The organism is Ruegeria sp. BI12 (assembly GCF_056537985.1).
Genome location: NZ_JBQFSL010000002.1, coordinates 814,657 through 840,917, shown reverse-complemented (window position 1 = coordinate 840,917; position 26,261 = coordinate 814,657). Strand labels below are relative to the sequence as shown.

The 26,261-nt window shown below is 54.2% G+C and carries 21 protein-coding genes; 4 read left to right on the top strand and 17 right to left on the bottom strand.

What is annotated here, in order from left to right:
- Nucleotides 1-99: 99 nt before the first annotated feature.
- The 5 genes from ACR0AK_RS16985 to ACR0AK_RS16965 are packed head-to-tail and all read right to left on the bottom strand — an operon-like array spanning nt 100 to nt 5,706.
- The gene (locus ACR0AK_RS16985; protein ID WP_480794216.1) at nt 100-339 is read right to left on the bottom strand and encodes a hypothetical protein; all 240 of its coding nucleotides are present in this window, start codon (nt 337-339) and stop codon (nt 100-102) included.
- Between the two features lie 37 nt (nt 340-376).
- A complete protein-coding gene (locus tag ACR0AK_RS16980; RefSeq protein WP_480794215.1) occupies nt 377-1,480 on the bottom strand; it encodes a dimethylsulfoniopropionate demethylase in 1,104 nt (367 codons plus the stop codon).
- Nucleotide 1,481: 1 nt separating this feature from the next.
- The gene (locus tag ACR0AK_RS16975) at nt 1,482-3,095 is read right to left on the bottom strand and encodes an AMP-binding protein (RefSeq protein WP_480794214.1); all 1,614 of its coding nucleotides are present in this window, start codon (nt 3,093-3,095) and stop codon (nt 1,482-1,484) included.
- Nucleotides 3,096-3,111: 16 nt separating this feature from the next.
- A complete protein-coding gene (gene dmdD, locus ACR0AK_RS16970) occupies nt 3,112-3,921 on the bottom strand; it encodes a methylthioacryloyl-CoA hydratase (RefSeq protein ID WP_480794213.1) in 810 nt (269 codons plus the stop codon).
- Nucleotides 3,922-3,942: 21 nt separating this feature from the next.
- Nucleotides 3,943-5,706, bottom strand: coding sequence for an acyl-CoA dehydrogenase family protein (locus ACR0AK_RS16965; protein WP_480794212.1), 1,764 nt, complete (start codon nt 5,704-5,706; stop codon nt 3,943-3,945).
- 112 nt (nt 5,707-5,818) lie between these two features.
- Between ACR0AK_RS16965 and ACR0AK_RS16960 the strand changes: the two genes are divergently transcribed.
- Complete coding sequence (locus tag ACR0AK_RS16960; protein WP_480794211.1) at nt 5,819-6,832, top strand: AraC family transcriptional regulator; 1,014 nt, start codon at nt 5,819-5,821, stop codon at nt 6,830-6,832.
- 173 nt (nt 6,833-7,005) lie between these two features.
- On the opposite strand, the gene ACR0AK_RS16955 is transcribed toward ACR0AK_RS16960, so the two are convergent.
- Nucleotides 7,006-7,596: a TetR/AcrR family transcriptional regulator gene (locus ACR0AK_RS16955; protein WP_170560303.1), complete on the bottom strand. Its 591-nt coding sequence runs from the start codon at nt 7,594-7,596 to the stop codon at nt 7,006-7,008.
- Nucleotides 7,597-7,715: 119 nt separating this feature from the next.
- On the opposite strand from ACR0AK_RS16955, the gene ACR0AK_RS16950 reads away from it, so the two are divergent.
- On the top strand, nt 7,716-8,660 hold the full coding sequence (locus tag ACR0AK_RS16950) for an alpha/beta hydrolase (protein ID WP_480794210.1): 945 nt from the start codon (nt 7,716-7,718) through the stop codon (nt 8,658-8,660).
- An 89-nt stretch (nt 8,661-8,749) separates the two neighbouring features.
- On the opposite strand, the gene ACR0AK_RS16945 is transcribed toward ACR0AK_RS16950, so the two are convergent.
- The 8 genes from ACR0AK_RS16945 to ACR0AK_RS16910 form a co-directional block, all read right to left on the bottom strand.
- Entirely contained in the window at nt 8,750-8,950 is a 201-nt protein-coding gene (locus ACR0AK_RS16945; RefSeq protein WP_480794209.1) for a hypothetical protein, read from the bottom strand.
- On the bottom strand, nt 8,919-9,677 hold the full coding sequence (locus ACR0AK_RS16940; RefSeq protein WP_480794208.1) for an alpha/beta hydrolase: 759 nt from the start codon (nt 9,675-9,677) through the stop codon (nt 8,919-8,921). Before ACR0AK_RS16940 ends, ACR0AK_RS16945 begins: the two co-directional genes overlap by 32 nt.
- 93 nt (nt 9,678-9,770) lie before the next feature.
- Nucleotides 9,771-10,787 (bottom strand): AraC family transcriptional regulator, encoded by a 1,017-nt coding sequence (locus tag ACR0AK_RS16935; protein WP_480794207.1) that lies wholly within the window; start codon nt 10,785-10,787, stop codon nt 9,771-9,773.
- Nucleotides 10,788-11,118: 331 nt separating this feature from the next.
- Complete coding sequence (locus tag ACR0AK_RS16930) at nt 11,119-13,035, bottom strand: peroxidase family protein (protein WP_480794206.1); 1,917 nt, start codon at nt 13,033-13,035, stop codon at nt 11,119-11,121.
- 111 nt (nt 13,036-13,146) lie between these two features.
- Complete coding sequence (locus ACR0AK_RS16925; protein ID WP_480794205.1) at nt 13,147-14,517, bottom strand: catalase family protein; 1,371 nt, start codon at nt 14,515-14,517, stop codon at nt 13,147-13,149.
- A gap of 115 nt (nt 14,518-14,632) precedes the next feature.
- A complete protein-coding gene (locus tag ACR0AK_RS16920; RefSeq protein WP_480794204.1) occupies nt 14,633-15,799 on the bottom strand; it encodes a helix-turn-helix transcriptional regulator in 1,167 nt (388 codons plus the stop codon).
- A 71-nt stretch (nt 15,800-15,870) separates the two neighbouring features.
- The gene (locus ACR0AK_RS16915; RefSeq protein ID WP_480794203.1) at nt 15,871-16,089 is read right to left on the bottom strand and encodes a hypothetical protein; all 219 of its coding nucleotides are present in this window, start codon (nt 16,087-16,089) and stop codon (nt 15,871-15,873) included.
- A 1,333-nt stretch (nt 16,090-17,422) separates the two neighbouring features.
- Nucleotides 17,423-18,292 (bottom strand): LysR substrate-binding domain-containing protein, encoded by an 870-nt coding sequence (locus tag ACR0AK_RS16910; RefSeq protein ID WP_480794202.1) that lies wholly within the window; start codon nt 18,290-18,292, stop codon nt 17,423-17,425.
- A gap of 107 nt (nt 18,293-18,399) precedes the next feature.
- Here ACR0AK_RS16910 and ACR0AK_RS16905 point away from each other — a divergent pair, with 107 nt between their 5' ends.
- The gene (locus tag ACR0AK_RS16905; RefSeq protein ID WP_480794201.1) at nt 18,400-19,950 is read left to right on the top strand and encodes a trimethylamine methyltransferase family protein; all 1,551 of its coding nucleotides are present in this window, start codon (nt 18,400-18,402) and stop codon (nt 19,948-19,950) included.
- A 12-nt stretch (nt 19,951-19,962) separates the two neighbouring features.
- Nucleotides 19,963-21,054, top strand: coding sequence for an aminomethyl transferase family protein (locus ACR0AK_RS16900; protein WP_480794200.1), 1,092 nt, complete (start codon nt 19,963-19,965; stop codon nt 21,052-21,054).
- Nucleotides 21,055-21,090: 36 nt separating this feature from the next.
- On the opposite strand, the gene ACR0AK_RS16895 is transcribed toward ACR0AK_RS16900, so the two are convergent.
- The 3 genes from ACR0AK_RS16895 to ACR0AK_RS16885 form a co-directional block, all read right to left on the bottom strand.
- The gene (locus ACR0AK_RS16895; RefSeq protein WP_480794199.1) at nt 21,091-23,049 is read right to left on the bottom strand and encodes an FAD-dependent oxidoreductase; all 1,959 of its coding nucleotides are present in this window, start codon (nt 23,047-23,049) and stop codon (nt 21,091-21,093) included.
- Nucleotides 23,050-23,131: 82 nt separating this feature from the next.
- Nucleotides 23,132-23,698 (bottom strand): acyl-CoA dehydrogenase family protein, encoded by a 567-nt coding sequence (locus ACR0AK_RS16890; RefSeq protein ID WP_480794198.1) that lies wholly within the window; start codon nt 23,696-23,698, stop codon nt 23,132-23,134.
- A 99-nt stretch (nt 23,699-23,797) separates the two neighbouring features.
- Entirely contained in the window at nt 23,798-26,149 is a 2,352-nt protein-coding gene (locus ACR0AK_RS16885; RefSeq protein ID WP_480794197.1) for an oxidoreductase, read from the bottom strand.
- Nucleotides 26,150-26,261 lie beyond the last annotated feature (112 nt).

Genomic DNA, 26,261 nt, shown 5'->3' with positions numbered 1-26,261 from the left:
AACGGGAACTTAGCAGCCTTACGCGATGAGCTAATTGCCTATGCGCAAGCGGCGCTAGATAACGCTCGCGTCAAGATTCCGAAGGGTTTAGAGGATATCCTATCGCCGTTTCCCGATCTTGTTGATGACCCCGTTACGCATTAACCCGCCATGTTGAATCGGATTACTCTGCATGGTTATCCGGGTGAGACGTTGACGGGTTTGGCGGTCGAGCATTTTGGTGCATTCGGGAAGCGGGATTGGCATGTCCCAGCTTTTCTGTTTCGTTTCCACAACCAAGAGTTTCAACACCTTGATCGTATCAACGAGCGCCTTCTCACGTTTCAAGAAGCGCGACATAACAACTAGAGCCTATGCTGGCCTTAAGAAAACCTGGCTATTTCCAGAATGCACTTTGCACCTCGGCCGCCCGTTCGCCAACTGGAGTTTGTACTTCAAGTTTCGCACCTGCGCCCCAGTGACCGGTATCGACCATGCCAATAGCAACGTTGGTTTCAAAATCCGGTGACCAGGCAGCGGACGTTACTTGACCGACCCGCTTTCCCTCTTTGAACAGTGGCCAAGCTGAACGAGCAGGGGGCACGGGATCACCAGGGATTGAAATCGCGCGGATTTGTCGGGTCGGGCCAGCTTCCGTCTCGCGCGCAAGTGCTTGCATGCCTATGTGGTCACTGTCCATGCTCGGTTTGCAGAATTTACCCAAACCACACTCCAGTGGTGAGTTTTCCATTGTCATGTCGTTGCCATAGCTCAACAGCCCGCCTTCGATCCTTTCGATCAGGTTTGGACATCCCGGGCGAACATTCAGATCAGCTCCGGCTTCGAAAAGTGCGTTCCACAGTGGCATGCCGTAGGCACCATTCTCGAGATAGATCTCATAGCCGCCCTGCTTTGAGTAGCCAGAGCGTGCCACCACAAAATTAGTGTCCTGAAACGCCAACCGCTTGTAACGGAAAAAGCGGATATCCAGAACCTCTTTGCCAAAGACACGCGCCATCAGGTCATCGGATTTTGGTCCCTGAACAGCCAATGGCGAGACGTCAGGCTCGAACACCCGCACATCCATGGCAGCACCAACGGCCAAACCTTTAATCCACAACAGCAGATCGCTATCGGCGATTGAGATCCACCAGCGATCTTCACTATGTTTAATCGCCACCGGATCGTTCAGCATACCGCCGTTTTCGTCGACAATTGGTACGTAATAGCACTGGTCGTCCTGCATTTTCTCCAGATTGCGAGGGGTCAACCGCCGCATCAAACGACTTGCATCCGGGCCGTTTAGTTCGATCTGGCGTTCACAAGACACATCCCAGACCTGCACATGCGATTTGAGATGACGGTAGTCGGCCTCGACGCTCTCGAATACCGTAGGCAGCAGCATCCGGTTGTAGACGGTGTAGGCGGTAACGCCCTTGTCTTCGACGCCTTCGGAAAAAGGTGTCTGGCGCAGGCGACGGGATTGGGACAGCAGGCGCATTTCAAAGGTCCATTGATTTGGCGCGATCCCGAAGCTGGAACTTCTGAATCTTACCGGTGGAGGTTTTGGGAAGAGTTTCGAAGACGACGGCTTTGGGGGCCTTGAACCCGGCCAGATGTTCGCGGCAGAACGCTATGATCTCGTCAGATGTTGCATCGGCACTTTCGCGCAATTCGACAAACGCGCAGGGGACTTCGCCCCATTTTTCGTGCGGCATCGCAACTACGGCAGCGGCCTGTACGGCCTCATGGCGGTAGAGTACGGCTTCGACCTCGACCGAAGAGATGTTTTCTCCACCGGAAATGATCACGTCTTTCAGGCGGTCACGTATCTGGATGTAGCCGTTTTCATGTAAGACAGCGCCGTCGCCGGACCAGAACCAACCGTCCTCAAAAGCTTTCGATGTGGCTTCGGCGTCCTTGTAGTATCCCGCCATCACCGTGTTTCCCCGAACGGCGATTTCGCCCTGTGTAACACCATCGCGTGCTATAGATGCGCCGCTGCTACGGTCGATCACCGTGACCTCTTCGACCATCGGAAAGGCAATGCCTTGCTGTGCTTGCAATTCAGCTTGCTCTGCTGGGCTAAGTTGGTTCCAGTCATCCTGCCAAAGACACTGTGAGATATGGCCGTAGGTCTCTGTCAGGCCGTAGACCTGCATGACATCCAGCCCCATCGAGCGGGTTTTTTCCAGTACCGAAGGCGGCGGCGGGGCACCTGCCGTCAAAACGCGGATCGCGGGATCGAAGGGGGCCGCGTCACTCTCGGCTTCGGCCAGCATTTGCAACACGATGGGCGCCGCGCCGAAATGTGTTACGCCATGGGCACGGATCGCGCCTAGAATAAGGTCTGCCGCTGGATAACGGGTAAAGACTACCGTTGCGCCAAGCATGGCCATCAGCCACGGGTGCCCCCAGCCGTTGCAGTGGAACATCGGCACCACTGACAAATAAACCGGGTAAGGCGGCATCTGCCAAGCCGTCCCTGTGCCGAGCGCCATCAGATAGGCCCCGCGATGGTGATAAACAACGCCTTTCGGGCGACCGGACGTACCGGACGTGTAGTTCAACGCAATGGCATCCCATTCATCATCGGGCAGCTCTATTGGTAACGGTGTGGCTTCAGTCAACGCGTCGTAGGTTTGACCACCAAGGCTCTCACCCTTAACCGCAGGATCGACGATCTCGACCACTGGCAAAGATCGGTCGAGAAGATCAAAAGCTTTGGACAGAAGCGGTACAAGCTCCTGATCCACGATCACCAGCTTCGTGTCCGCGTGATCCAGAATGTAGGCGATAGTTTCCGGCTCCAGCCGCGTGTTCAGCGTGTTGAGGACAGCGCCTGTCAAGGGTAGGGCAAAGTGCAACTCAAAGAGTTCCGGGACATTCGGGCTCAGCACCGAAACAGTATCGCCCTTCTGCACGCCAAGTTCGACCAGCCCACCGGCCACAGCGCGAATGCGGGTTGCAGTTTCGGCCCATGTTCTTTGAATGTCACCATAGATCACCGCCGTTCGCGCATCGTGCAAGTTTTCGGCGCGGCGCAGGAAGGATATCGGCGACAAGGGCACATGGTTGGCCCGCGTCTTTTGAAGAGCTTCGAATTGCTGACGCATCCCGGTTCCGCCTGAGTTAGCTGTTGGGCCGCACGCGGGCGGCGGTTTTGTTTGCAAAAGCTTCTAGGCGCGCACGGGCCGCAGGTTGGGTATTGACCACTCCGCCCACCACAGCCTCTGCATAGGCCGCATCCATGCCCGACATGTTGTTCAAGTGGCTGATTGCAGAGCAGATTGCAAAGTTGGTCAGCGGCAGGTTCTGCGCAATTTGTTCTGCCAACTCCATCGCCTTGGCCATGCTGCCGCCATCTTCGGTGATGTATTGTGCCAATCCCAGATCGACGGCTTCTTGCCCCTGATAGACGCGGCCAGTCAGGATCATGTCGATCATGCGGTACTTGCCGATCATGTCTGAAACCCTGATGGTCGCTCCGCCACCAGTGAAAATTCCGCGCTGGCCTTCGGGTAGAGCGAAGTACGTGCCGGGATCGATCACCCGGATATGTGCCGCGCTGGCCAGCTCTAACCCGCCGCCGACAACCGCGCCTTTCAGTGCAGCGATGATCGGAACGCCGCCGTATTCCATCTTGTTGAACGCCTCGTGCCAGCGCAGACAGACATGCATGAAGTCATCCGGGCTACGGTCGGCTTTCCAATGCTCGACGAGATCAAGTCCCGCGCAGAAATGGTCGCCTTCACCCGCGAGAACTACGGCTCTGACCCCAGCCATACGTGCGCCGCTGAAAAAGCGGATCAGTTCCTCGATTGTGGCCACATCCAACGCGTTACGCTTAGAAGGGCGGTTCAAAGTCACGACATACAGACCGTTTTCACGCTCGGAAATAGCCAGGTTTTCGTAAGTGACGGGGTTCACGACGTCATTCATAGGTCAGGTCCTCTCAAGGAGTTATTCAGGGAATGCCGCGTCAAGCAGGCTGCGCGAGCCGTTCATGATGCGTGTGTGTTCCGTTGTGCACTCGGGCAAGACGTGTTGGGCAAAGAAGAGCGCAGTCGCGATTTTCTGGGTCATGAATTGTGCATCCTGCCCGACGTCCAGCGCGGATTGCGCAGCCACGGCACCCTTTGCCAGTTTCCATCCCGCCGCCAACGTGCCTGCCAGCATCAGGAAGGGAACAGAGCCAGCAAAAGTTGCGTCGATATCCTTTCGGCTGTTTTCCAACATCCAGTCCAATGTGGTCTCAAACGCACGGCGGGCTTGTTTCAGGCTTGCCTCAATAGTTTGCGCGGTTGCATCGCCCTCAGCCAGTTCCATTTCAGTTGCTTTTATCCGAACTGCGAAATGGCGCGCGGTTTCACCGCCGTCGCGCATCACCTTGCGCCCCAGAAGGTCGTTGGCCTGAATGGCAGTGGTGCCTTCGTAAATCGGCAGAATGCGTGCGTCGCGGTAGTGCTGCGCGGCACCGGTTTCCTCGATAAAGCCCATGCCGCCATGGATTTGTACGCCCAGCGAGGCGACCTCAACTGCACGTTCCGAGCAGAAACCTTTGACCAGCGGAACCATGAATTCAGCCAGTGCAGTCATCTCTGGATTGTCTTGATGGTGTGCGATGTCCAGCAACCCAGCAGTCGCGGCGGCCATGGCCCGACCGCCTTCCGTCAAGCTGCGCATCCGCATGAGCATACGGCGCACATCCGGGTGTTCGATGATGGCGACAGCGTCTTTGGACTGACCATTCACCGGGCGGCTTTGCACCCGCTCGCGTGCATAGGCCAGAGCACGTTGGTAGGCCCGCTCAGACGTTGCAATACCTTGCACGCCAACGGAGAACCGCGCTGCGTTCATCATGATGAACATGTATTCCAACCCGCGATTTTCATCGCCGATCAGGAACCCTGTGGCATCTTTGTATTCCAGAACCGCCGTCGGACTGGCGCGAACACCCAGCTTGTGTTCGATGCTCACACAGTTGACCATATTCTCGGCTCCTACGGAGCCATCCACTTCCACAAGCTTTTGCGGCACGATGAACAGGCTTAGCCCCTTGGGTCCGGCAGGTGCGTCGGGTGTACGCGCCAATACCAAATGGATGATGTTCTCGGTCAGATCATGAGCGCCATACGTGATGAATATCTTCGTTCCTGAGACGCCATAATCGCCATCTGCACGTGGCACCGCCTTGGTCGCCACGCGCCCCAGATCGCTGCCCGCCTGTGGTTCCGTCAGGTTCATCGTGCCGGACCAGCGTCCAGCAATCAGCGGTTCAAGGTACATGGCTTTCTGATCATCCGAACCCGTCAGCAATAGCGCCTCAATGGCCCCATCAGTCAGGAGTGGGCAGAGGCCAAAGCTCATATCAGCGGCATTCAGCATTTCCACCGCTGCTGCGCCGACAGTTCGCGGCAACCCCATGCCACCGTATTCCACTGGGTGGGTCAGGGCCTGCCAACCCATCTCGACGAACTGTGCATAGGCCTGCGCGTCGCCCTCAGGCATAGTCACGCGCCCGTTGTCAAACCGGGCCCCCAAAGTGTCGCCAATATGAGATAGAGGCGCGATCTGCTCACTGCAGAACCGCGCATAGCCTTCGAGAACAGCACCAATATCCTCCAAGTCGTAGTCCGAATATGCGGCCAGCGACGACACCTTCTCCCAGTGGGACAAGTGCTCGACACAAAACATCAAATCCTGAACGGGCGGCTGATAGGACATTCCAGGTTCCCTGGCGGTCATTATGGTTTCGCGTCATCTATCTGCCCTAAGGATTGTCGATAAGCTCATTTCTTGACAAAATAGTATCCGATTACGCCAAGCAGAGATTCTTATGACCAGCAATGACCCCATCTCTCTGACGACGGTTTCAGCGGCATTTATTCAGGATTGGCTAGATGCACTTGGGTCTCGTTGCACTGTGGAAGAGATGGATTCGCTGCTTGAACGCTCGGGCCTTCAAACCAGTCCGATGGCACCAACTCAACGTGTCACACTCAATGAAATAGCCCGGCTGTATCAACTTGCCGCGCCCGAGGCCGGTGATGAAATGATGGGTCTCTGGAGCCGACCGATCAGGCCACGCGCATTGCAGCATCTTGTGACGGTTCAACGCGGAGCGAGCAGCCTGACCTCGGCTCTCTATCGGTTCTCGACGTTCTGGAACCTGCTTCTGGATGACTTCTATTTTGACTTGCGGAACAAACCGAACGAGGTGGAGCTGGCATTGGTGCCCTACTTGGGCGAGACTCAGCCGCAGCGTTTCGGCCACATGCTGATCCTGAAGCTGGCGCATGGGCTGCTATCCTGGCTCAGCGGATCTGAAACGCCGGTGCAAACGGTTTGCTTTGCCTTTGCCCGCCCGGAATTTGCAGCAGATTACTCGGTTGTCTTCCCATGCCCCGTCGAGTTCGATACCCCAGAAACCTGTATTCGCTTTGACCCACGCCAGTTCACCCGTTTGATAAGCCGCAGTCCTGCCGAGGCATCCGCGTTTCTTGAGCGCGCGCCGTTGGATTGGATTTTTACTGGTTCACGCGCCCATACAAATAGCCTTCGCGTCCGAGCATTTCTTTATGGAGCGACATGGCAGACTTGCCAGCTTCCGGATGCAGCCCGGGCTTTAAAAATGACGCCTCGGACCCTGAACAGGCGCTTGAAAGACGAAGGAACATCCTTTCAGGACATCAAAGATGCTCTACGCCGTGATATCGCGATCCGAGCACTGCAGCAAAGCACGGACAGTATAGATCAAATCGCGTTTGACACTGGCTTCTCGGCCCCGGCGAATTTCCATAGGGCTTTCCGAAAATGGACGAACCGGACGCCGGGATCATACCGGATGTGAGTTCGAGTTTCGTGGCAAACAGCGTTCTGTACAAGGCTACCTGCGAAAGTCACCGCAGACTGATACTTTAAATTCTGCGTCGCAGTTTCTCCAGCTCGTTGCCCAAAGCAGACTTCTGCAGCCAGCTTTCAAGACCCATGATACGATACGAAGCTGTTCTTCTCTACGACGCGTTATTCTTCTGCTTTGTAGTGCTTTAGAAACATCGTGACGCAGTCGTCCAATACATCTTTGGGCGTCGGGTTCTCTCCGAGGAAGAACTCCGGCCAGAAGAAGAAGTTTTTGACGAGGGCCAGAAGCTGGTTGGTGGCAAAAACCGGATCAGTTTTACGGATTACACCCGCGTCCATGGCTTCGCTGATCAGCCGCGTTATTGGGTAATCATGTGTTGCGGTTTCACTGAAGAATTGCCGGGACCGATCAAGGTCACGGATCAATTCTGAGATGACCATCCGATTTAAACCGATGGCCGTCTCGTCCGTTATAATCGCGATGTACCGCCACAGAGCGTCCTTCAGTTGTTCAACGAAGTCACGATCCGGGTCGTAGGGCACCGGCGCCATTATCCGGTTCTGCTCTACCATGATCTGTGAGATCGCCTCAAAAAGGGCTTCCTTGCTCTCAAAGTGATTGTAGAGCGTGCGACTCGACACGTTCGCTTTTTTGGCAATGGAGGTGGTCTTGGCCCCCAGAAACCCCTGTTCTTTGAACTCATCGATGGCCGCATCTATGATATCTTTTCTTTTCTTTTCAGTGCGTTTCACGATTTCAGCCTCAAAAAGTAAAATGATGTGTTTACAAAACACTGCTTGCCACCATAAGTAAACACAGCGATTTACTTTAGCAAGGCGCTAAGCTGCCGGACCCGGAAAGGACCAAGACTATGACAACCCAAAATTTCACCGCGGGCAAAAACGAAGTCACCTTCAAATCCTTTGGCGTGGATTTGGCGGGCGATCTCTACCTGCCCGAAGGCTTTGATGAGACCAAGACCTACAAAGCTATCGTGGGGGCCAGCCCGTTCCCGCAGGTCAAAGATCAAATCCCGGCTACTTACGGGCCGGAAATGGCCGCACGGGGCTTCATCTACCTTGGTTTTGACTACCTCGGCATGGGCTCTTCCCCCGCGCTCCCCGGGGAGCACAAGCAGTCCCGCTATATGTTCCGGTTAATCGAAAACACTTGGGACGCCGTGTCTTATCTTGGCACTCTGCCGTTCGTTGACGAGATTTACGGTCTTGGTGTTTGCCAAGGCGGCTCGATCATCGCATCCGCCGCCGTGACAGATCATCGGATCAAGAAGATCGCCATGGTGTCCGGCATGATGGCCGCTGATGGCTTCCAATGGACCGACCGTGATGTGGTTAACCAACAAATCGCAGCTTCGAACGCCTCAAAGCAAAAGATCTACGAAACAGGCGAACCAGACTACGTCGCTCCATTCGGTTTGAATGATGAGCAGTCCCGGGAAGACTTTGTCGGATCAGGTGTCAATCCGATGGCCGGAGAATCCTATGACTACTACGGACGTGATGGGGTCAAAGGCCCGGTTGCGGTTCCGACCTACACCAACATGCATATCGGAGATCAGGGCATGCAGTCTCTGATTTCCATTGGAGAAGCTTACGCCGACAAGATCGTGCAGCCGTCCCTGACCATCTACAGCAGCACGGCCTTTACCGCGCCATGCTCCACCCAGTTTGTCGCGAAGTTGACCAACGAACATGAGGAGTTGGCTTTCGATGAGTTCAGCCACGTGGACTTTTACTACAAGCCGGAGGCAGTGAAAGCGTCGACCGACGCAGTTGCCGAATTCTTTGGCAGATAAACAGATTAGGCAGAGGTTATTCCGCGACCTCTGCCATTTTGATTGATCGAGTGCCGGATCGCTTGTCAGTATCCGTATGCGCTTTGTCGTCACCGCATGTGCTTGTCGAAGAATTCGACCATGGTTTCGGGATGCTCACCGAAGAAATTGTAGCTAATGAAGCGCCGCGTATCGCCGTCCTCGATCCAGTGTAGTTTCTTGGTTTCGCCCGGGATCAGATCATAAGTGGTCTGAACGTCTTCGGGGATCGTCCAGACATCATCTTTGTTCTGCACAATGTACGTCGGCATGGTGACGTTTTTTGGCGTGAAGATGAGGGGTCATTTTACCCAGAGGCACGCCTCTGATTTTCTCAATCTCTTCGCCCAGAATATCGTGGAATGCGCCCAGCCCCATCGCGACCAAAGACACCTTCGACATGATATTGATGGACGCGGGCTGCGCGCAAACAAACGCCTTCACGTCTTCAAAGTACTCCGGTTTCTTGGTCATCGCGTGCATTGCGGCATTGCCACCGGCACAGGGATTGAACAGGCCGATTTTCATGTCTTTCAACTGACCCTGAGATTTGACGTAGTCGAAAGCCGCCAGAACATCTTTGTACTCATCGGAAAAGCCCTGACCCCAGGCATTGTCCGCTACACCGTCACTGTCACCGTGATTGCGGAGATCGTAGGCAAGGACGTTGTAGCCCGCGTCGTGCAAGGCTTTGTGGACCCTGCCAAACTTCACCTCGACATTCTGGAAGTCACTCCAGGGCTTCAGGTGACCGGGAAAGCCGTAGCGGTTCAGCGTCGCCGGGTGGTTGCAGATGATGAGCTTGTCGGAGCCTGCTGCCGGGATGAACCAGGCTGCTAGTTCGATACCACCCTCCGTGTGGAAGGTGACATCTTCGAACTCAAACCCATAGTCCTTTGGAGTTTCCAGAATAGGAGCGCGCTCACCATCTATTGATACAAGGCCGCGCGCCACGGCCTTGAGGGTCGCCAGTTGCTCTTCGGTTGGTTGGCCGCTCATATCGGTTCTCCTGATTTTAACAAGTTTCACGGTTCGGGGCCGGAGGGCCGGTCCCGTTCGAAAGGGGGCGGTGCGATCTGTGAGTGAGGTGGCTCAGATTTGGATTGGTATCTTGTCCGGGCGTTTCGTCAGTGCGGAGCGCCACTTGGCTGGCGTCTGATGTTCCCACTTCTGAAAAGCACGATAGAACGAGCCCTGATCTTCGTAGCCAAGCAAGTATGCAATCTCGCTGATGTCGAAATCCGGCTCAGCCAGATACTCACGTGCCAATTGATGCCGGGTGTCCGATAGAAGTGACCTGAAGCTGTGGCCTTCGTTCTTGAGGTGTCGCTGCAAAGAGCGTTCACTGATGGCCATTTCGCTGGCGATACTACGCAGTTCTGGACGACCAGCCGTCAGCGCGCGGCGCAGGTGCCAGCGCACCTGATCGGTCAGTGATGTGGTGTTCTCGGCCTTGTTCAAATCGGCGTCAAGCGCGGCGTCGAGCATCGCCAGAAGTTCGCTATTGTAACTGGTGAAGGGGATATCCAGATCGGCTTTGTCAAAGATCAGACGGGCGTGTGGCGCATTCCACGTGATCGGGCAATCGGACCAAGTCTCAAGCCCTTCGCTTGGTCTACGCCGTAGCTCGACCAGCTTGGGTTTGATCATATGCCCGGTTCCAGACCGCACCATGTTCACAAGGAATGTGAAGGTGGCATCCGTCAACACATCAGGCTCCGTCCGCTTGGCATAGGTCCAAGCCGTCGTCACAACACAGCCTTCGTCTCCGATAGCCACTTGGAACTCTTCGGGTGCGCAAAGTTCTTTGAAGCGTGCAACACGATGTAGGGCTTCCCCAATGTTTTTGGCATGGAATGCGACCAGAAAGGAGGGAGGCAGCGTCGGCCCATGCATGGTTTGTGTTATAGCCAACCCAATATCGTCGCCCCCGAGTTTCTGCAGCGCTTCCCACAACGCAAAGAGCCGCTTCGTGCTCATACGTGCCTCCGACGAGAACGTACTCGGAGGAAGTTTGGCCTCGTGCAGCAGTGCAGCGCGACTGATCGAGAGGGTCCCAAGAGCGTCCCAAAAGGTATCTGGAGTCTTTACCCGGTCAGGCGTTGGCATCAGTGTGGTCCTTTTTGTCCAACCACAACATAGTCCCTGACGCTGAAGAATTTTATAGCACCACCCGCCACATCATTTGCAGAACGCGCCATCGGTCGATCCTGCAATCCGTTACATCTTTGGTCATTAACCGGGAAGATTCAGTCAGCGCCTTTGATGTCGTGCTTGCCACCGAAGTCTCGGATCACTGTTTTTTGGTGCTTGGGCTAAAATGAAGCACCAATGCGACCTGCCACCAGCCAAATGAACTGGTCACAGAGAGTGGCAACTCCGAGCTCAAATTGTATTTTGCTGTACTTTGAACATATGTCGGCTCTGAAGAGGCGTGGCCTCATGACTTGCGAAAGCTGATAGGCCGGTCCTTATCCAAGTCCGATACGACATTGGCGGCCAAGGCATGCAGAGTTTCGACGTCGCGAATGAACTTCAGCCCTTGGCGGGTGAATACGTGTTCCCCGGGTTCCATATCTTTCCGGAGTTTGACGTGCATCTCTTTGGCCAGCAACGGGTTTGTCAGAGCATGGGTCAGAGCGTCATGCGCGACCATGGTGAACATCAGGGCGCCCATAATTCCGCCAGGTATGTGTCGCTCGGCGACGAGGCCGACATAGAACTCAAGGTCGTCGATCTTGTCGTCATAGAGATCCCTCAAGGCCGCGGCGACAACCTTTTCGCCTGTCACTTCTTCGAAGCTTTTTACCCGATGAAGTCCGAACCGTTCCCGGTAATCATTGTACCCCGCAAGGTCGGCCGCGCGCATTAGCTTAAGTGTACCGCGTTTAACAAGGCGAAGTGCTTGAGGCGTATTGCCCAAAGTCATCTTTCCAGCTGGCGTTTCGACAAAGTGGTTAAGTGCAGACTTTAAACCTTTGTCAGTCAGCCATGCGTTGTTGTGCCGGAAACTCGCGAAATTCCGGGCAGGTTTATCTTGATCATCCAGAAACGGAAAGACATCCGGTATCAACGAGTGCCAACGATAAAGCAGATTGAACTCGAAATGAATCCGGTTGGTACGGTACCAATCTTGGCCCTGGTCAAATCTTGGGGGTACCTTGAAGGGTAGATCCAAAGGTGAAATGTGCCGAACGTAGTCACTGATCACAATCTGTAGCAGTAGAACGATCATGACATTGCGGGCTTTTTCGAAAACCTCGTCATCATCAAAGGTGGGGTTTCCCTCGGCGATTTTGCGCGCGACCAGATTATGATGTCGCAGAAAGAGTATGTTGAAGAGTGAATTCCCAAGCGTCGAGTTTCCGTGCTCTAATCCGCAGGCAAACAACGAGTTATACCCTTCAGGATTGTTGATCGCGCTTGCAAATATCGTTCTCAGCAGTTTCTCGTCCTCGTAAAGATCGACAAACTTTGGATCAAATTTCAGAGGCGTTCGAGGCCTTGTGTCTTTTTGATCCTTCGGGACGGCAGGTGCGTCCTCCAGCAGCTTGGCCGGAAACTCCTCACCGTTGATCCATTGCGATTTCAGGGTGCCTTTGTGCAAACTTGCATCGTAACCGCTGTCAGTAGGCAAAAACCGCAGGATCTTTGTTTGCTCCGAATTCATGCCATAGATCTGGCAGAGGTCGATCTCGTGATTTGAGTCGTTTTCACGCTCTCTGTGGTGGTCCGGCCGATAACGCGCCTGCCCATTCTGCTGAACTTCAAGTCGGCCCCTCCGCAAGGTCCCGTCAGGTGTGACCTGCGTGTTTCCCGAACTGTCATATCGGAGTTTATGTGAGGTACGCAAAAAGCTGTCTGTAAACCACTGCGCAAAAGATGCGAACAGCAGGTTGGAGCGTACATCGTCAATCTGTGCGCCTGTGGGTACGGGTCGAAGGAAAAGGTGCTCAAGTTCGTCAAGGCTTGGGCGGGTACGCTCGGATCCCATTTGTGGCGGGAGGTGTCGACCTGTCCAATTGCGGGCCACCATACCCGTCCAATGAGGGTATGGTTTTCGCATTGAAAACGCATGCGGGCGCGGTGGAGTAACGTTTCCGAACACGCCAATTGTGAAGCGCGAGAATAAGTTGCGAACCCAGACCGGGCGCAATAGTCGTTGCCAAAGGCCGGGCGCAAACCTCTTAACTAGCCCCGCCAGGATGGATAAGAGCGGCGAAACCACAATGCTCACGATAACCCAGGGAACTTTAACAATAGCTTTCAGCGCATCCCAAATACTGCGCAGGACATCCAGGGGATAGCTGCGATTGCTATGTAAGTACGCTTTAATGCCGTAGGTAAAATCATTCATCGAAATACCTCCTGCCTGTTCCTGTTTCGGTTGGTCGCGAATGGGCCGGGGGAAACTCTGGAAGAGTAAATCCGGGTTGGGCGCAGATCCGTTGGAGCGACGGGTTGAAGTCTAGGGTGGCCGGAGGAACGGGCAAAATGCCTGAGGGTCGTTCTGCGCGTTGAATGTATGACGCAAACGCGTTTCCCGGTGATGGACGTGCACTTGCTTACGGGCGCGGAACAACTGCCCCACTGGCTCCATGTCTGGAAGCGTATTCCATGCGTTGAAGCGCAGAGCCGGAACCTGCGGTACGTGCCTAGGATACCAGCGATCGCGCCCGGCAAAATACCAGGGGTCCGAGCGGTTAGAGGCAGGTTGCAGCGTCAATGTGCCGACCGTCTGGAATTCCGAGATATCTTCATCCCAGACCAAATCGGTAAATTCGGTCGCCATGACTGCCTTACACGGATTTCCTTGCCCTGTGGCTGGCGTTGGAATTGCCCCAAATCTTGCAACCTGGATACACAAATCGAAAATCGCAGGTTCGCCCGCAACTTGCCACTCGTTGAACCACGCGCCTTGATCCTTTGCCGGCGAGCCCGATCCTGATGAGCGTGTCGACGCCTGGCTTTCCTGACGGGTGCGCAATGCGTATTTTATAAGGACATTACCCAGCCTGTACGGTCCAGCTGAGTAGTAGTCCTTTTCCGCCCAATTTTTCCGAGACTGTTGTGCGGTATAAAGCCGATCCAGTGCGGAAGACATGATGGCGCGCTGGCACAAAAAGACATCGCCATTCGATTTTTGCAGCAGTGAAAACGCCGACTTGACCGGTCTGCTCGCAAATCCGGTCAAATAACGTAACTGACGTGCATCCCGAAAAAAGAAACCTTGCCCGTCTTGATCTCTGCTTTCTGTATCCCCTTGGCGGATACCTTCAGAGAAAAGTAAATCCAGTTCAGGCGCTGTGTGGTCCAGCGTGTAGACATTTGGTACGTCAAAACCGGTTTTGATCTTGAGCGACAGCCGGCTAACCTTGATTAATTCTTTGTCTCTCAGAAAGTTGGGCCGGGCAATGACCTCGTAAGTGCCATTGCTCTGGAACAATCCGACCTGACATTCCTCGGGCAGGTTCTGAACGTCGGTAATGTCCAGGGTGCCTTCAACCAACCCTTTCGTATATCCCCAGTGTTTGTCTTCATGATCAGGGTCATTGCCGCTGCCTTTTGCATAGGCAAGACAGTCCTGGGAAAACGCAATCATGACGTCGTTAAAAAGTTCGCCCTCATCCGGGTCTCTGAATTCCGTGACAGGGACAAATGCGTCGTCCGCGCCGTCCGGGACTTTTGCAGCATCCGAATAATCCCGTTCGTGGCGTGATTTGGGCGCCCAGACCAGCCCCAGAAGCCTGCCAACTGCAATAAGAGTGATCACCACCCGTTCGATTAGCTGCTCAGATCCGGATTTTTTTTGACTGACCTTGTTCTTCTGGTCCTCCACAGTGAAAATCCCCCCTTCTAGTATTCTCCCATTTTTCAAATTTTCATAACAAGTTACGTGTTGCATGCGACCTGTCATCCCCAGATATGGGGATGCTGGCCCATGCACCCGCCAGCTAAATCACTTGAGGAAAATTGCACATCAAGCGCACCAATTGCGTACGGTTTGCCGTGCCGGTCTTTCCCAGAACCGTCTTGACCTGCGCATTGATAGTTTCGACCGAGCGGTCCCGCTGTTCGGCGATGGCTGGATTGGTCAGTCCGCTGCACACAAGTTCCAACACCTGCGCCTCGGCGCCCGTAAGCTGAAACGCGTTCTTGGCGCTTTTCACGTCAACCTGGATAGGAAGAGACGTGTCTCTGCTAATGAGAACGGCAAGGTGATTGTGCGTTGTTCCCTCTTCCAAAAGATCGGTGGGCGGCAGCAGTTCGAGACACAACGCGCCAGCCTTGCCCCGAGTGTTGACAAGAATGGCTTCCTTTCGCGGCCGCGCGCCAAATGCTCCATGATTTCGAAAATCCTGCAGAAGGTCGTCAAAGCGGCCCCGGTCGGCTTGATCATGCAAAACCAGCCTGGCGTCTCTGGACAGCCAAAATGCATCAAACTCATTCAGTTGTCGGTTGAATTCCTCGTTCTTTGCGACCACGCGTGAACCGGCATCGAGAATACAAATCCCAACGTTCAAGCGGTCGAAGGCCTTAAGAAATACGGCGTGCTCGGATTTGTACGCGTTCAGGGCGTTCGACAGTTCCATCGACTTCGCTAAATGCGGCAGGACGGCTGCCAATTCTGCCACCTCCTCGGGGGCAAGGTGGCCGCGTTCTTCACTCGTCTGTAAAGAAAATCGAGAGCGAAAAGGATTGTCGCGATCTAGAAGAGCCCCATAGCGATGGCGGATTCCATGGCTTAGCATTTCCTTTACATGGGGCGCTGCGAGATACTCGTCTTCGACTGGGTAGAGGTCCTGCTCGCTGACAAGTTCAACCCGATCTGGCGCCAAGTGGCCATATTGCAGCGACATTTGTTCGAATTCCAGCTGGTCGGAAAACTCAGATTTCTGATGTCGCTTAATGTAGTCCTCAAGAGCTTCGCGCCGATAATAACTGGAGAACATGACGGGTCGGAGTATGCGGGAAACGCCATGACCGCACCACTCCCAGATAATTACCCCATTTGCATTATAGCGCTCGGTAAGACGATTCAGTACTTCTGCCCAGGCAGCGGGCTCATGGGCGGAAGAGTAAGCCTGAAGAATAATCTCGGCAACGGCTGGATCCTTCATATGACAAGTTGCCTGATGTTAACAAAAAACCGTATAATTCAAGCAGCATCATACTTGTCATTTCGGAACAATCAAACTTTCTCGGCGCCGGGCAGACGACAACAGCGGATTTCGTTGCAGACGTTTCGCACCTGACTCATAAAGGTTGAGCTGATAAATGACGATTGGTGAGGCGCATTGGGGTTGAACTTCAACCGCGTCATCTCCGCCCCATGCCGCGCGCCGATGATAAGCTCGACGATCGGGAAAATGTCAGAAGTTTTGATAATCGGCAGGCTCCAAGCCAGCATAGAGCATGCCCCTTTTGCCGTGTACTCGCGCTGTTTTGGCGGATCAGAAGTTTGGTATTCTTCGTTCCCGTGTGTTCGAGCGCAGCTCAGGACATCGTATTGCAAGCGTATCGGGGCCGGCACTCTGTCGGGCAGGGCCGCTTGATCCTTGGGCGCGGCGACAGTGTAAATCCGTGTAAACTGCCAGGCATAGGCACCGGCCAACAGGACTAAGGCATTGAACTAGAGGATCACGAACCGAGCCGTCTATTGGGTTCCAGTCTGCGCGAATTCGAATATCAGCCCAACGCTGTGGTCGTAAATTTTCTTAATCAGACTGCAAGCTGTTCCGATAGCTGGCAAAATTCTGCCTCAACCACGTATCGTTCGAACCGTACGACTTCAGGAACCAGGCTCCTAGACCTACCCCAAACGTACCTGCACATTCTAGGAAGAACCAAATCAATGGGATGCTGCCAACAACAAATGTAATACAAAACAAGGCTATAAGCGATACGATGAACGTCACCACGCAGAATAGGAAGCCCAAGAAAAGGTCGGTCGGGATATTGCTGAGTGCAGACAGCAATCTGTTCCCTTCGAGTTTTTTTCATCGGTCATTTCAGCGTTCCACATTCACCGGAGCTATGACGGTACGGCGTTAACATTTTGAGAAAATTCAAGATCGGTGGGCTCAGGGGCTTTCAGCCCTGCTTGGACCAAACGTATCGGCCGCCGCAGGCAGCATAAGGTAAAAGTCCATTTTCGGTATTGAATTTCTCCAGGCCATACGAGGTGATCCAATTGGATCGCTCATTGAACAAGCTAGATGACCGGGTAGGCGCCCCAATATAAAAACAATTTGCCAGCACAAAGGAACGGAGCCAATAATTTAAAAACGAATAGAATTTCCTACCCGGTCAAAGCTACGATGCCACAACGTAAGCGGTGTGAAATCACCCAGACTGGTTAAAATTGCAGATATCTTTGCTGACGGTTCTACTACAGAGTTTTGACATTGACGCAGGTTGGGTCAGCGCATGGGTTTCGTCGCGAAGATTTTGCTGAGTGCAGTTATCGCGCTGCAACTGCGTGCAATTCTGCGAATTGCCGAAACGGACGGGTTGCGAGTCATAACTGACCTTTCCGGATCATCTGCGACACTTCGCTGTCAGTAAAATTCGCCGAAGCCGAAGCAAAAAAGACTTGGAGCTGTGCTTCCGGCGGGCTTCTCTTTTTCACAAAGGTTACAGTCGTGGATGTCCGAAAACGAATCCAAGGAAATATGCTGATTTTCCCCACCCGAAACATGGATGTGTTCAACTATTTATTTATTTTTCAGTTTGTTACGAAATCAAAGCCGGTGCAGCCAATGAATGAAAGCGTCTACGGATTCCGCATGTTTCGCACGCCGGGGTCTGGCCAGAAAATAACCGTACGACTGGAGTTCGACATCAGACAGGCGAACAAGTGTTCCTTCTTCCAGCTCGCGCATAACCAAGGCGTCGTTCAATGCGATACCCTGACCATCAATGACAGCTTGCACCCTGACATTAGGGTCGGGAATAATCAGTGTGTCCTTGCGTGTTTGATCTGGCAGACCGGCTGATGCAAGCCACTCGGACCAGGCGGTGCTACCGTCGTGATCACGTAACAGAGTGAATTCTGAAAAGGCGCGCTTCAGGCCGATCCTTTGAACTTTTTCAGCCGCTTTGGGATTTCCGACAGGCCAGCTTGGCATTGGCATGAAGGGTTCAATCTCAACATCATCCCAGGCCCCGTTTCCCCAGCGAATTGCAAGATCGACCCCCTGGCGCTCCAGATCGGTCAATTGCGTCATGGGTTGGATGCGAAGCTGGATGTCCGGGTGTTCCTGCATGAACTCCATAAGCCGAGGGGACAACCAGCGAGAGGCGAAATAGCTCGACATCCCAACAGTGAGTTGATTTGTATTGACGCCTTTGAAGGTCGCCAGTTCCGCCTCGATATTCCGAAAGAGAGGACGCGCGAGCGTCATAAGCCTGCTGCCTTCTTCAGTCAGAACGGCTCCGCGTGGTGATCTTTCGAACAGCTTCACACCCAAGTCAGCTTCCAGAACTTTTATCTGGTAGCTGATCGCGCCTTTGGTCATGTTCAAAATTTCGGCCGCATCGGAAAAGCTGCGATGTTGGCCGACCTCAACAAATAGGCGCAGCGTATCGTAATGCCTGAACGTGATTAGCATGCCAGGTATGTTTAAAAATTTTGAACGACACGTAAAGATAATTTCGATTGCCGTAGCAGCCCAGAAGAACAAAATCCGCTCGGGGACTTTGACAGGAGGCATCCGGTTTGGAAAACGTAGACGTGTCGGTGCAGCCCAATTTGCGGAGGGCGGTCAGACGGGGTCGATCGTCGCGCCAATCGAATGCTCAAGTCGTTGTTTCGCCCCGTGTACGAAGAATCCCGGTCTTTGAACTGCTGAACGACAATGCGCTCTTGGCGATCGAGGCGCAGGCCGATTGGATACTGGAAAACATCGGCGTCGAATTTCGAGGCGACACTGCAGCACTTGATCTGCTGGCAGCAGCAGGTGCCTCGGTGGAAGGCGAGCGGATCAAGTTTGTCCCGGGATTGGCACGGCAGCTATGTGCAACCGCTCCCGCGGAGTTTAAGCTTCATGCCCGCGATCCAGCCAACACTGTGACCCTTGGTGGAAACAACATTGTACTGATGCCGGGTTACGGTTCGCCTTTTGTAAGCGATCTGGAGAATGGTCGGCGCTATGCAACGCTGATTGACTTTCAAAACTTTGTCAAAATGACTTACTCTACGCCTTGGTTGCATCACTCTGGCGGTACGGTTTGCGAGCCGACGGACATTCCGGTCAACAAGCGACACCTTGATATGGTGTTTGCGCATCTGACCTTGTCGACCAAGCCCTTCATGGGCGGCGTGACTTCGCCCGAGCGTGCGCAGGACAGCATCGACATGGCCCGCATCGTCTTTGGCACTGACTTCATGGAAGAAAATGTGGTGATGCAGGGCAATATCAATGTCAATTCGCCCCTGATCTACGATGCTACGATGACTGGTGCGCTGCGGGTCTATGCGGCGTCCAATCAGTGCGTCTGTATTTCGCCCGCTATATTTGCGGGCGCGATGGGGCCGCTTTCTCCAGCTGCGGTTGCTGCCCAAACACTTGCCGAAGGCATGGTCGGCATTGCGTTGGCGCAATTGGTTCGTCCGGGCTGCCCGGTCGTCTTTGGCAGTTTTCATTCTACGATGAACCTCAAATCCGGGGCGCTGACATTCGGATCGCCCGAGGCCAATCTTGCAACGATGGCTGTGTCGCAACTTGGACGTCGTCTGGGTGTTCCGGTTCGGTCCGGAGGAGGGCAGATTTCCGGCTCAAACGCGCCGGACGGCCAGGCCATGCAAGACAGTACCGCTGCAATGTGGGCCACTTTGCTTTCGGGAACGCACCAGGTTTGGCATTCGGCAGGTTGGCTCGAGGGCGGGCTGGTGATGTCTTACGAGAAATTCATCATGGACCTGGACCATTGCGGGGCGATGATGACGTTGTTGCAGGGCTTCACAACGGATGACGAAGCCTTTGGTCGCGACGCGTATCTTGAGACGGGGCCGGGTGAAAATTTCCTGTCTACCCAGCACACCCTGCGGCATTACGCGACCGCGAATTTTCAACCCGACATTCCCGAGGCCGGCCCTTTTGAGACCTGGAGCGAGAATGGCAGCATGACGGCGGATCAACGCGCGACAGCGCGGTGGAAGCAAATGCTGACTGATTACACGCCACCGCCGATGGACGAATCCGTATGCACGGCGCTGAAGGAATTCGTTGCCACGCGCAAGGCATCGGCAGCCGACGAATGGTACTAGAAAGGATTGACCATGACAGAAGAACTAAGCCGCACATCCGCGCTTGCCTCTCGCCACACGGCTTTGGGTTCCGGGCTTGAGGATTGGAACGGCATGGGCACGGCCTGGACATACAAAACCGATCCCAATGATGAACACGATGCAGTTCGTGAGGCCGCAGGCATGTTTGACATGTCGCCGCTTAAGAAGGTGTTCGTGCGCGGCCCGGACGCAGCCTTGGTTCTTGACCATCTGACCACGCGTAACACAAGCCGTATCGCTCCGGGGTCGGCGGCTTATCTTTGTGTTCTGACGGATAAGGGCGGCATTGCCGATGATGCGATCATTTCGAACAACGGTGGCGATGAATGGATGATCGTCCATGGGTCCGGCGACACGATGGCGTTGCTTGAGGCATCGGCCGAAGGACGGGACGTACAGCTGGAATTCACTGACGACCTGCATGACCTGTCGGTTCAGGGCCCCAAATCCATGGATATCTTGAACGCCAATTGCGACATTGACCTGACTGACCTTGGGTATTTTCAGCACGCTCCTGCGAGACTATTCGGCCACGCTTGCCGCTTGTCGCGCACTGGATATTCGGGCGAACGCGGGTATGAGATCTTTGCTGACGCATCGGCGATAGGCGATATCTGGGACAAGCTTGTAGATGCCGGCGTCATGCCTTGTTCGTTCACTGCGCTTGACAAGGTTCGGATCGAAGCCGGTCTGTTGTTTTATGGCTATGACATGACCGAAGACAACACACCGTCCGAGGTTGGTCTTGAGTTCACAATCAGCAAGAACAAAGGCGATTTCCGCGGAAAAGAGGCGGCGCTGGCTGCAAAAGGCAACGAAGTCGTTAACAACGTCTGCCTGGATATCGATCATTCCGACATGGTCGCAGGCGGTGAAACACTGGCGCTGGGTGGTAAAGAGGTGGGCGTCGTAAACAGCCCATGTTTTTCACACCGGATGAACAAATCGCTGGCGCTGGCGCATATCAAACCTGGGATCGCTACCGGAACTGTTTTGAACTTAAGCGGCGATGGTTTTGAAACAACGGCAACCGTTGTCGAAAACCCAATCTACGATCCAAAGAAACTCAGAACACATGCATAACAACCGGCGGCCAGATTTTTGGGCCGCTGATGTATTTCAGGCTCCCGATAAACCTTCCATAAACATCGGGCCGCCTTTCCAGCGGGGAAATCCGAACGCGTTGATCATAACTACGTCGATATCTTCGGCCCGTTGGGCGATGCCCTCGTTCAAAATTGCATGACCTTCCGTTTGCATGCGGCCAAGGATGCGGGACATGATCTGATCAGGGCTGAAGGAAGTTCGGGTGATCCCCTTTCGACTGGATTCGGACAGGATAAGTGCTTGGACTTCCGGATCAGGCGTTCGGGATTTGCCGTCATAGATGTACCATCCGCGTCCCGATTTTTGTCCGAACCGGCCCATCTCACACAGTTTGTCGGCGATATCGACATAGCGTTCGTCCGATTTCCTTTCCGCTGCCTGGCGCTTGCGCATGGCCCACGCGATATCAAGCCCGGCCAGATCCTGCATCTGGTAGATGCCCATGGGCATCCCGAACGCAAGCATGGCCTCGTCAATTTCCCAAGGCAGTGCACCGTCTTCCAGCATGTATTCGCATTCGCGGCGATACGCCGACATGATACGGTTGGCGATAAAGCCATCGCAAACACCTGCCAGAACGCAGATTTTGCCCAATTGCTTGCCAAAGGCCACACAGCTGGCCAGAACTTCGTCGGACACGGTATCGGGTACCACGATCTCCAACAACTTCATGATATGTGCCGGTGAAAAGAAATGCAGCCCGATTGCTCGTGAGGGATGCTTTAATGTCTGTGACAACGCATTGACGTCCAGATAAGACGTGTTTGACGCTATGATCGCGTCAGGGCGCACAACCGCCTCGATTTTTGAGAAGACTTCTGCCTTAACCTCGAAATCCTCAAAGACGGCCTCGATGACCAGATCAGCATGGGCAAAAGCAGCGTTTTCTGCAGAAACCGTAAAGCTATCGAGCATTTTGTCATGTTTCTGCTGCGAGACCAATCCTCGGGATAAGCTGCCCGCAAGGATATCTGCAGTGCGTTTGAACCCCGCCTGCGCGGCGTCATCGTCACGTTCAACCAAAACCACTGATACCCCCCGCAGCAAGCATGCCGCGGCGATGCCTGCCCCCATAGTCCCACCGCCGACGACCCCGACGGTTTGAATTTGCGCGAGTTTCTGACCTTTCAGGCGTTCCAGAGATATGGTTCCGCGTTCTGCAAAAAATATGTGACGAAGTGCGGCGGATTGAGGGTCATCTTTGAGTTTAAGAAAGGTCTCTCTTTCTTGTTGCAGCGCCTCTTCGACGGTCAGGTTGAACCCTTTGCTAATGGCCTGTGCTGCTGCCACCGGTGATTTCTGTCCCTTTGCTCGTGCGGTAACTTTGGCGACCTTTTCGTCAAATGCAGCCTGATCAACGGGGAGGTTCACTGCTTTGCCAAGCGTTGAGGGCCGGACCGGATGACTCGCCAGATTATCGATAAAGGACAGTGCAAAAGGCGTAAGTGCACCTTCTGTTAGCGCGTCGATCAACCCGGCATGCAATGCGGCCTTTGCCTTTATGGGCTTGCCACCAGCAACCAATTCCAGCGCAAGTTCCGCGGAAACAAGACGGGGCAATTGCACTGTTCCGCCAGCGCCGGGGATCAGACCCAGATTGACTTCGGGAAGGCCCAACTGCGCTCCTACGTTAGCCACGCGGTATCGACAGGCCATTGCCAGCTCCAAGCCGCCACCGAGCACCGATCCGTGAAGAGCCGCCACCCAAGGTGTTTGAGCCGCTTCAATCAAGCGCAAAACATCCGGCAGATGCGGTTCTACCGGGGGTTTTCCGAATTCCCGTATATCGGCACCAGCTACAAATGTCCGTCCCGCGCAGGTCAGCAGAACCGCTTGAACGTTAGGGTCTCGTTCCGTTTCCTGTAAGACATCCAGCAAGCCCTGCCGAACTGCGTGTGAAGCGGCGTTCACCGGCGGGTTATCTATTGTCACGATGGCTATATTGTTCTGGCGTTTCAGAGTCAGTGGCATGGACAAACCCATTTTCAGTTTAACGGTATCTTCCTCAATGCAGGCGCATATCGGAAGGGCTGTTTCATTGGTTTTCGAGTTGTTACTGGAACGCTTGCAGCCCTGACGGGCCACGGCCCGGTATCAGCGTGTGCGCATCATGCGTTCCTTCATATGTGTTCACCGCCTCAAGTTTCATCACATGCTGTATGATCCGGTATTCGTCGTTCACGCCGTTACCACAGCGCATATCACGTGCTTCGCGCGCGATGTTCAAAGCCTTGCTGCAATTGTTGCGTTTCGTCAGGCTGATCAACTTGGCCGAGTTTTCATGACTGTCCGTCAAACGACGCATCTGGAGCGAACCTAAAAGGCTCAGCGAGAATTCAGTCTGCTTATCAGCCAGCTTTTTTTCGACCTCTGCCGGGTTGTATTTTACGTCACCCCGGTTGATGAATTCCTTGTTTCGGCTGGTGATGGTCATGAAACTGTCGGCATCAATCATTGTCAGATCGCCGATTGCAAACCAGCCATCGGCGTCAAATGCGCGTTCAGTTTCATCCAGCCGATTGAGGTAATCGCCAAACACTGATGTCCCCCGGACTTGCAATGCGCTTTCTTGGTCTGGTCTCAGAACGGTCACGTCATCAGATTCCGAGGGAAGATCCATTTCCCATCTGCGATCTGCACTTCTTGTGATGACAGCAAAGCGTTGCGCAGAAAGCCGCGGTAGATATGCGGCACACCTTTCCCCCCTGTTGACCGGTGATCACACCGTTTTGGTGTGGCGGCCGGGCGCTGCTTTGCGTTGCAGTTCAAGCATCTTTTCACGGTTCTTCTCAGCCTCGCGGAAAACCTGCATGGCGCCGCTTTCGTATTGCTTCGCCCATGTTTTTTTGTTCAGAGCACCGTACCAAGCAGCAGCCTGATGCGCGAAAAACGGGTTCCACATATGCGGTCGGCCAATCGCGACCAGATCCGCGCGGCGGGTGTGCAGGATGGTATTAACCTGTGCGCCTTCGGTGATTGCACCCACGGCCATAGTGGCAATCTTGGGCACGTTGCGCACCGTTTCAGCCAGATGAGCCTGGAACATACGGCCGTAGACGGGTTCTTGATCCGGGATGGTCTGGCCGGCGGAAACGTCGATCAGATCACAGCCCGCATCGCGGAACGCTACTGAAATGCCAATCAGGTCCGTTTCGGTCAGCCCGCCTTCTTTCCAGTCCGTGCCTGACACCCGCACTGCCATGGGCCGTTCGGACGGCCACACGTCGCGCATGGCCTCAAACACTTCCAACGGGTAACGCATACGATTTTCCAGACTTCCGCCATAATCGTCACACCGGATGTTGGTGAGCGGAGACAGGAACGATCCCAGCAAATAGCCATGCGCACAGTGGAGCTCGATCATGTCAAACCCGGCACGTGCCGCTCGCTCGGCGCCTTTTACGAAATCGGCCTTAATCCGATCCATCCCGGCTCGGTCCAATTCTGCCGGTATTTGGCTTAGCCCATCGAACCACGGGATCGAAGACGCGGATACCAACGGCCAATTCGCTGCCTCGTCCTTTAGCGGCTTGTCCATCTCCTCCCAGCCTAGCTGGGTTGATCCCTTGCGACCGGCATGCCCGATTTGCAAGGTGACTTTCGCGGCTGAGGTCGCGTGGATCATGTCCACGATGCCTTTCCACGCGGTTTCCTGTTCGTCGTTCCATATGCCCGGGCAACCTTGGGTAATGCGGGCATCCGCCGACGGGCAAGTCATTTCGGTATAGATCATCCCCATACCGCCATGTGCATGACCGACATAGTGCACTTTGTGCCAGTCATTGGGCACACCGTCATCATCGCAGCTATATTGCGCCATCGGTGACATAACCACGCGGTTCTCAAGCTCCATCTCGCGCAGCTTGAATTTAGAGAACATCGGGGTAGGGCGGGATTTGGTCAGATCCTCGCCGGTTTCGCGCAGATGGCGGGCATACCATTCGTCGTCAGCTTTGCGGACAAATTCGGGGTCTCGTACAATCAGATTGTCATAGGTGATGGATTTGGCGCGGCACATCACCACCATCGCGAACTGATATGGCTCCATATCCCAGGATCGGCTCATATGTTCGAACCAGGCCAAAGATACATCGGCGTTGTGCTGTATGATTTGGCAGGGCGTGCGGCGCGCGTCGTCATACGCTTGGAACGCCTTGTGCACATCGTCCTCGGCGTGCTCCAGTAGCGCGTCGGATAAAGCAATAGCGCATTCCATTGCCAGTTTGGTGCCTGATCCGATCGAGAAATGGGCGCTGGCCTTGGCGTCACCGAGAATGACGATGTTATCGACAAACCAGTTTTCGCAGAACACGCGCGGGAAGTTGCGCCAGTTTGAGCGGTTCAGAAGCAGGCGGTGCCCGTTCAGTTCCTCGGCAAAGATTGCTTCCAACTTGGCCCTTGAGCCTTCTTCGTCAAATTCTTCGAAGTCGTGGCCTTGCCATGTGGCTTCGTCCATTTCGAACACCCAGGTCGAATGCTCTTTTTCGTACTGATAGCAATGGGCGACCATGTGGCCATGTTCAGTCTCGCGGAAGAAATAGTTGAATTCCCCCATCGGGCGGGTCGATCCCATCCAGCAGAACCGGTTACTGCGCCATTTTGTTGTTGGTTGAAACCCGTCTTTGTTGGCCTCGCGAAGTGCTGAATTTACCCCATCGCCCGCGACGATTACGTCGGAATCGGCAAATTGGGTGCGGATGTTCGCTGCGTCAACCTCAATGCCGAAGGTCATCTTCACGCCCAACTCGGCGCAGCGTTCTTGCAGGATGGTCAACAGGGTTTGGCGCGAGGTTCCACAGAACCCGTTCCCGGCGCAGCGCATTTCCTCTCCTTTGAAATGAACGGCAACGTCATCCCAATAGGCGAATTTATCACGGATCCTTTCGAAAACAGGCTGGTCCCGGCTTAGAAATTCATCCAGCGTCTCATCAGAGAACACAACACCGAACCCGAACGTGTCGTCAGCCTGATTGCGCTCATAAACCTCAATCTCCCAATCAGGACGCGCCTTTTTTGTCAGAAGTGCGGTGTACAAGCCGCCTGGGCCACCCCCGATAATGCTGATTTTCATCTCAACTCCCTGGATATCGATCTCGGATTCGATATTATGTGTAATAACACATAATATGCATTTGTTTAAGCTTAAGGCAAATGTCATAATAGACTTATGAAGAAATTTCACG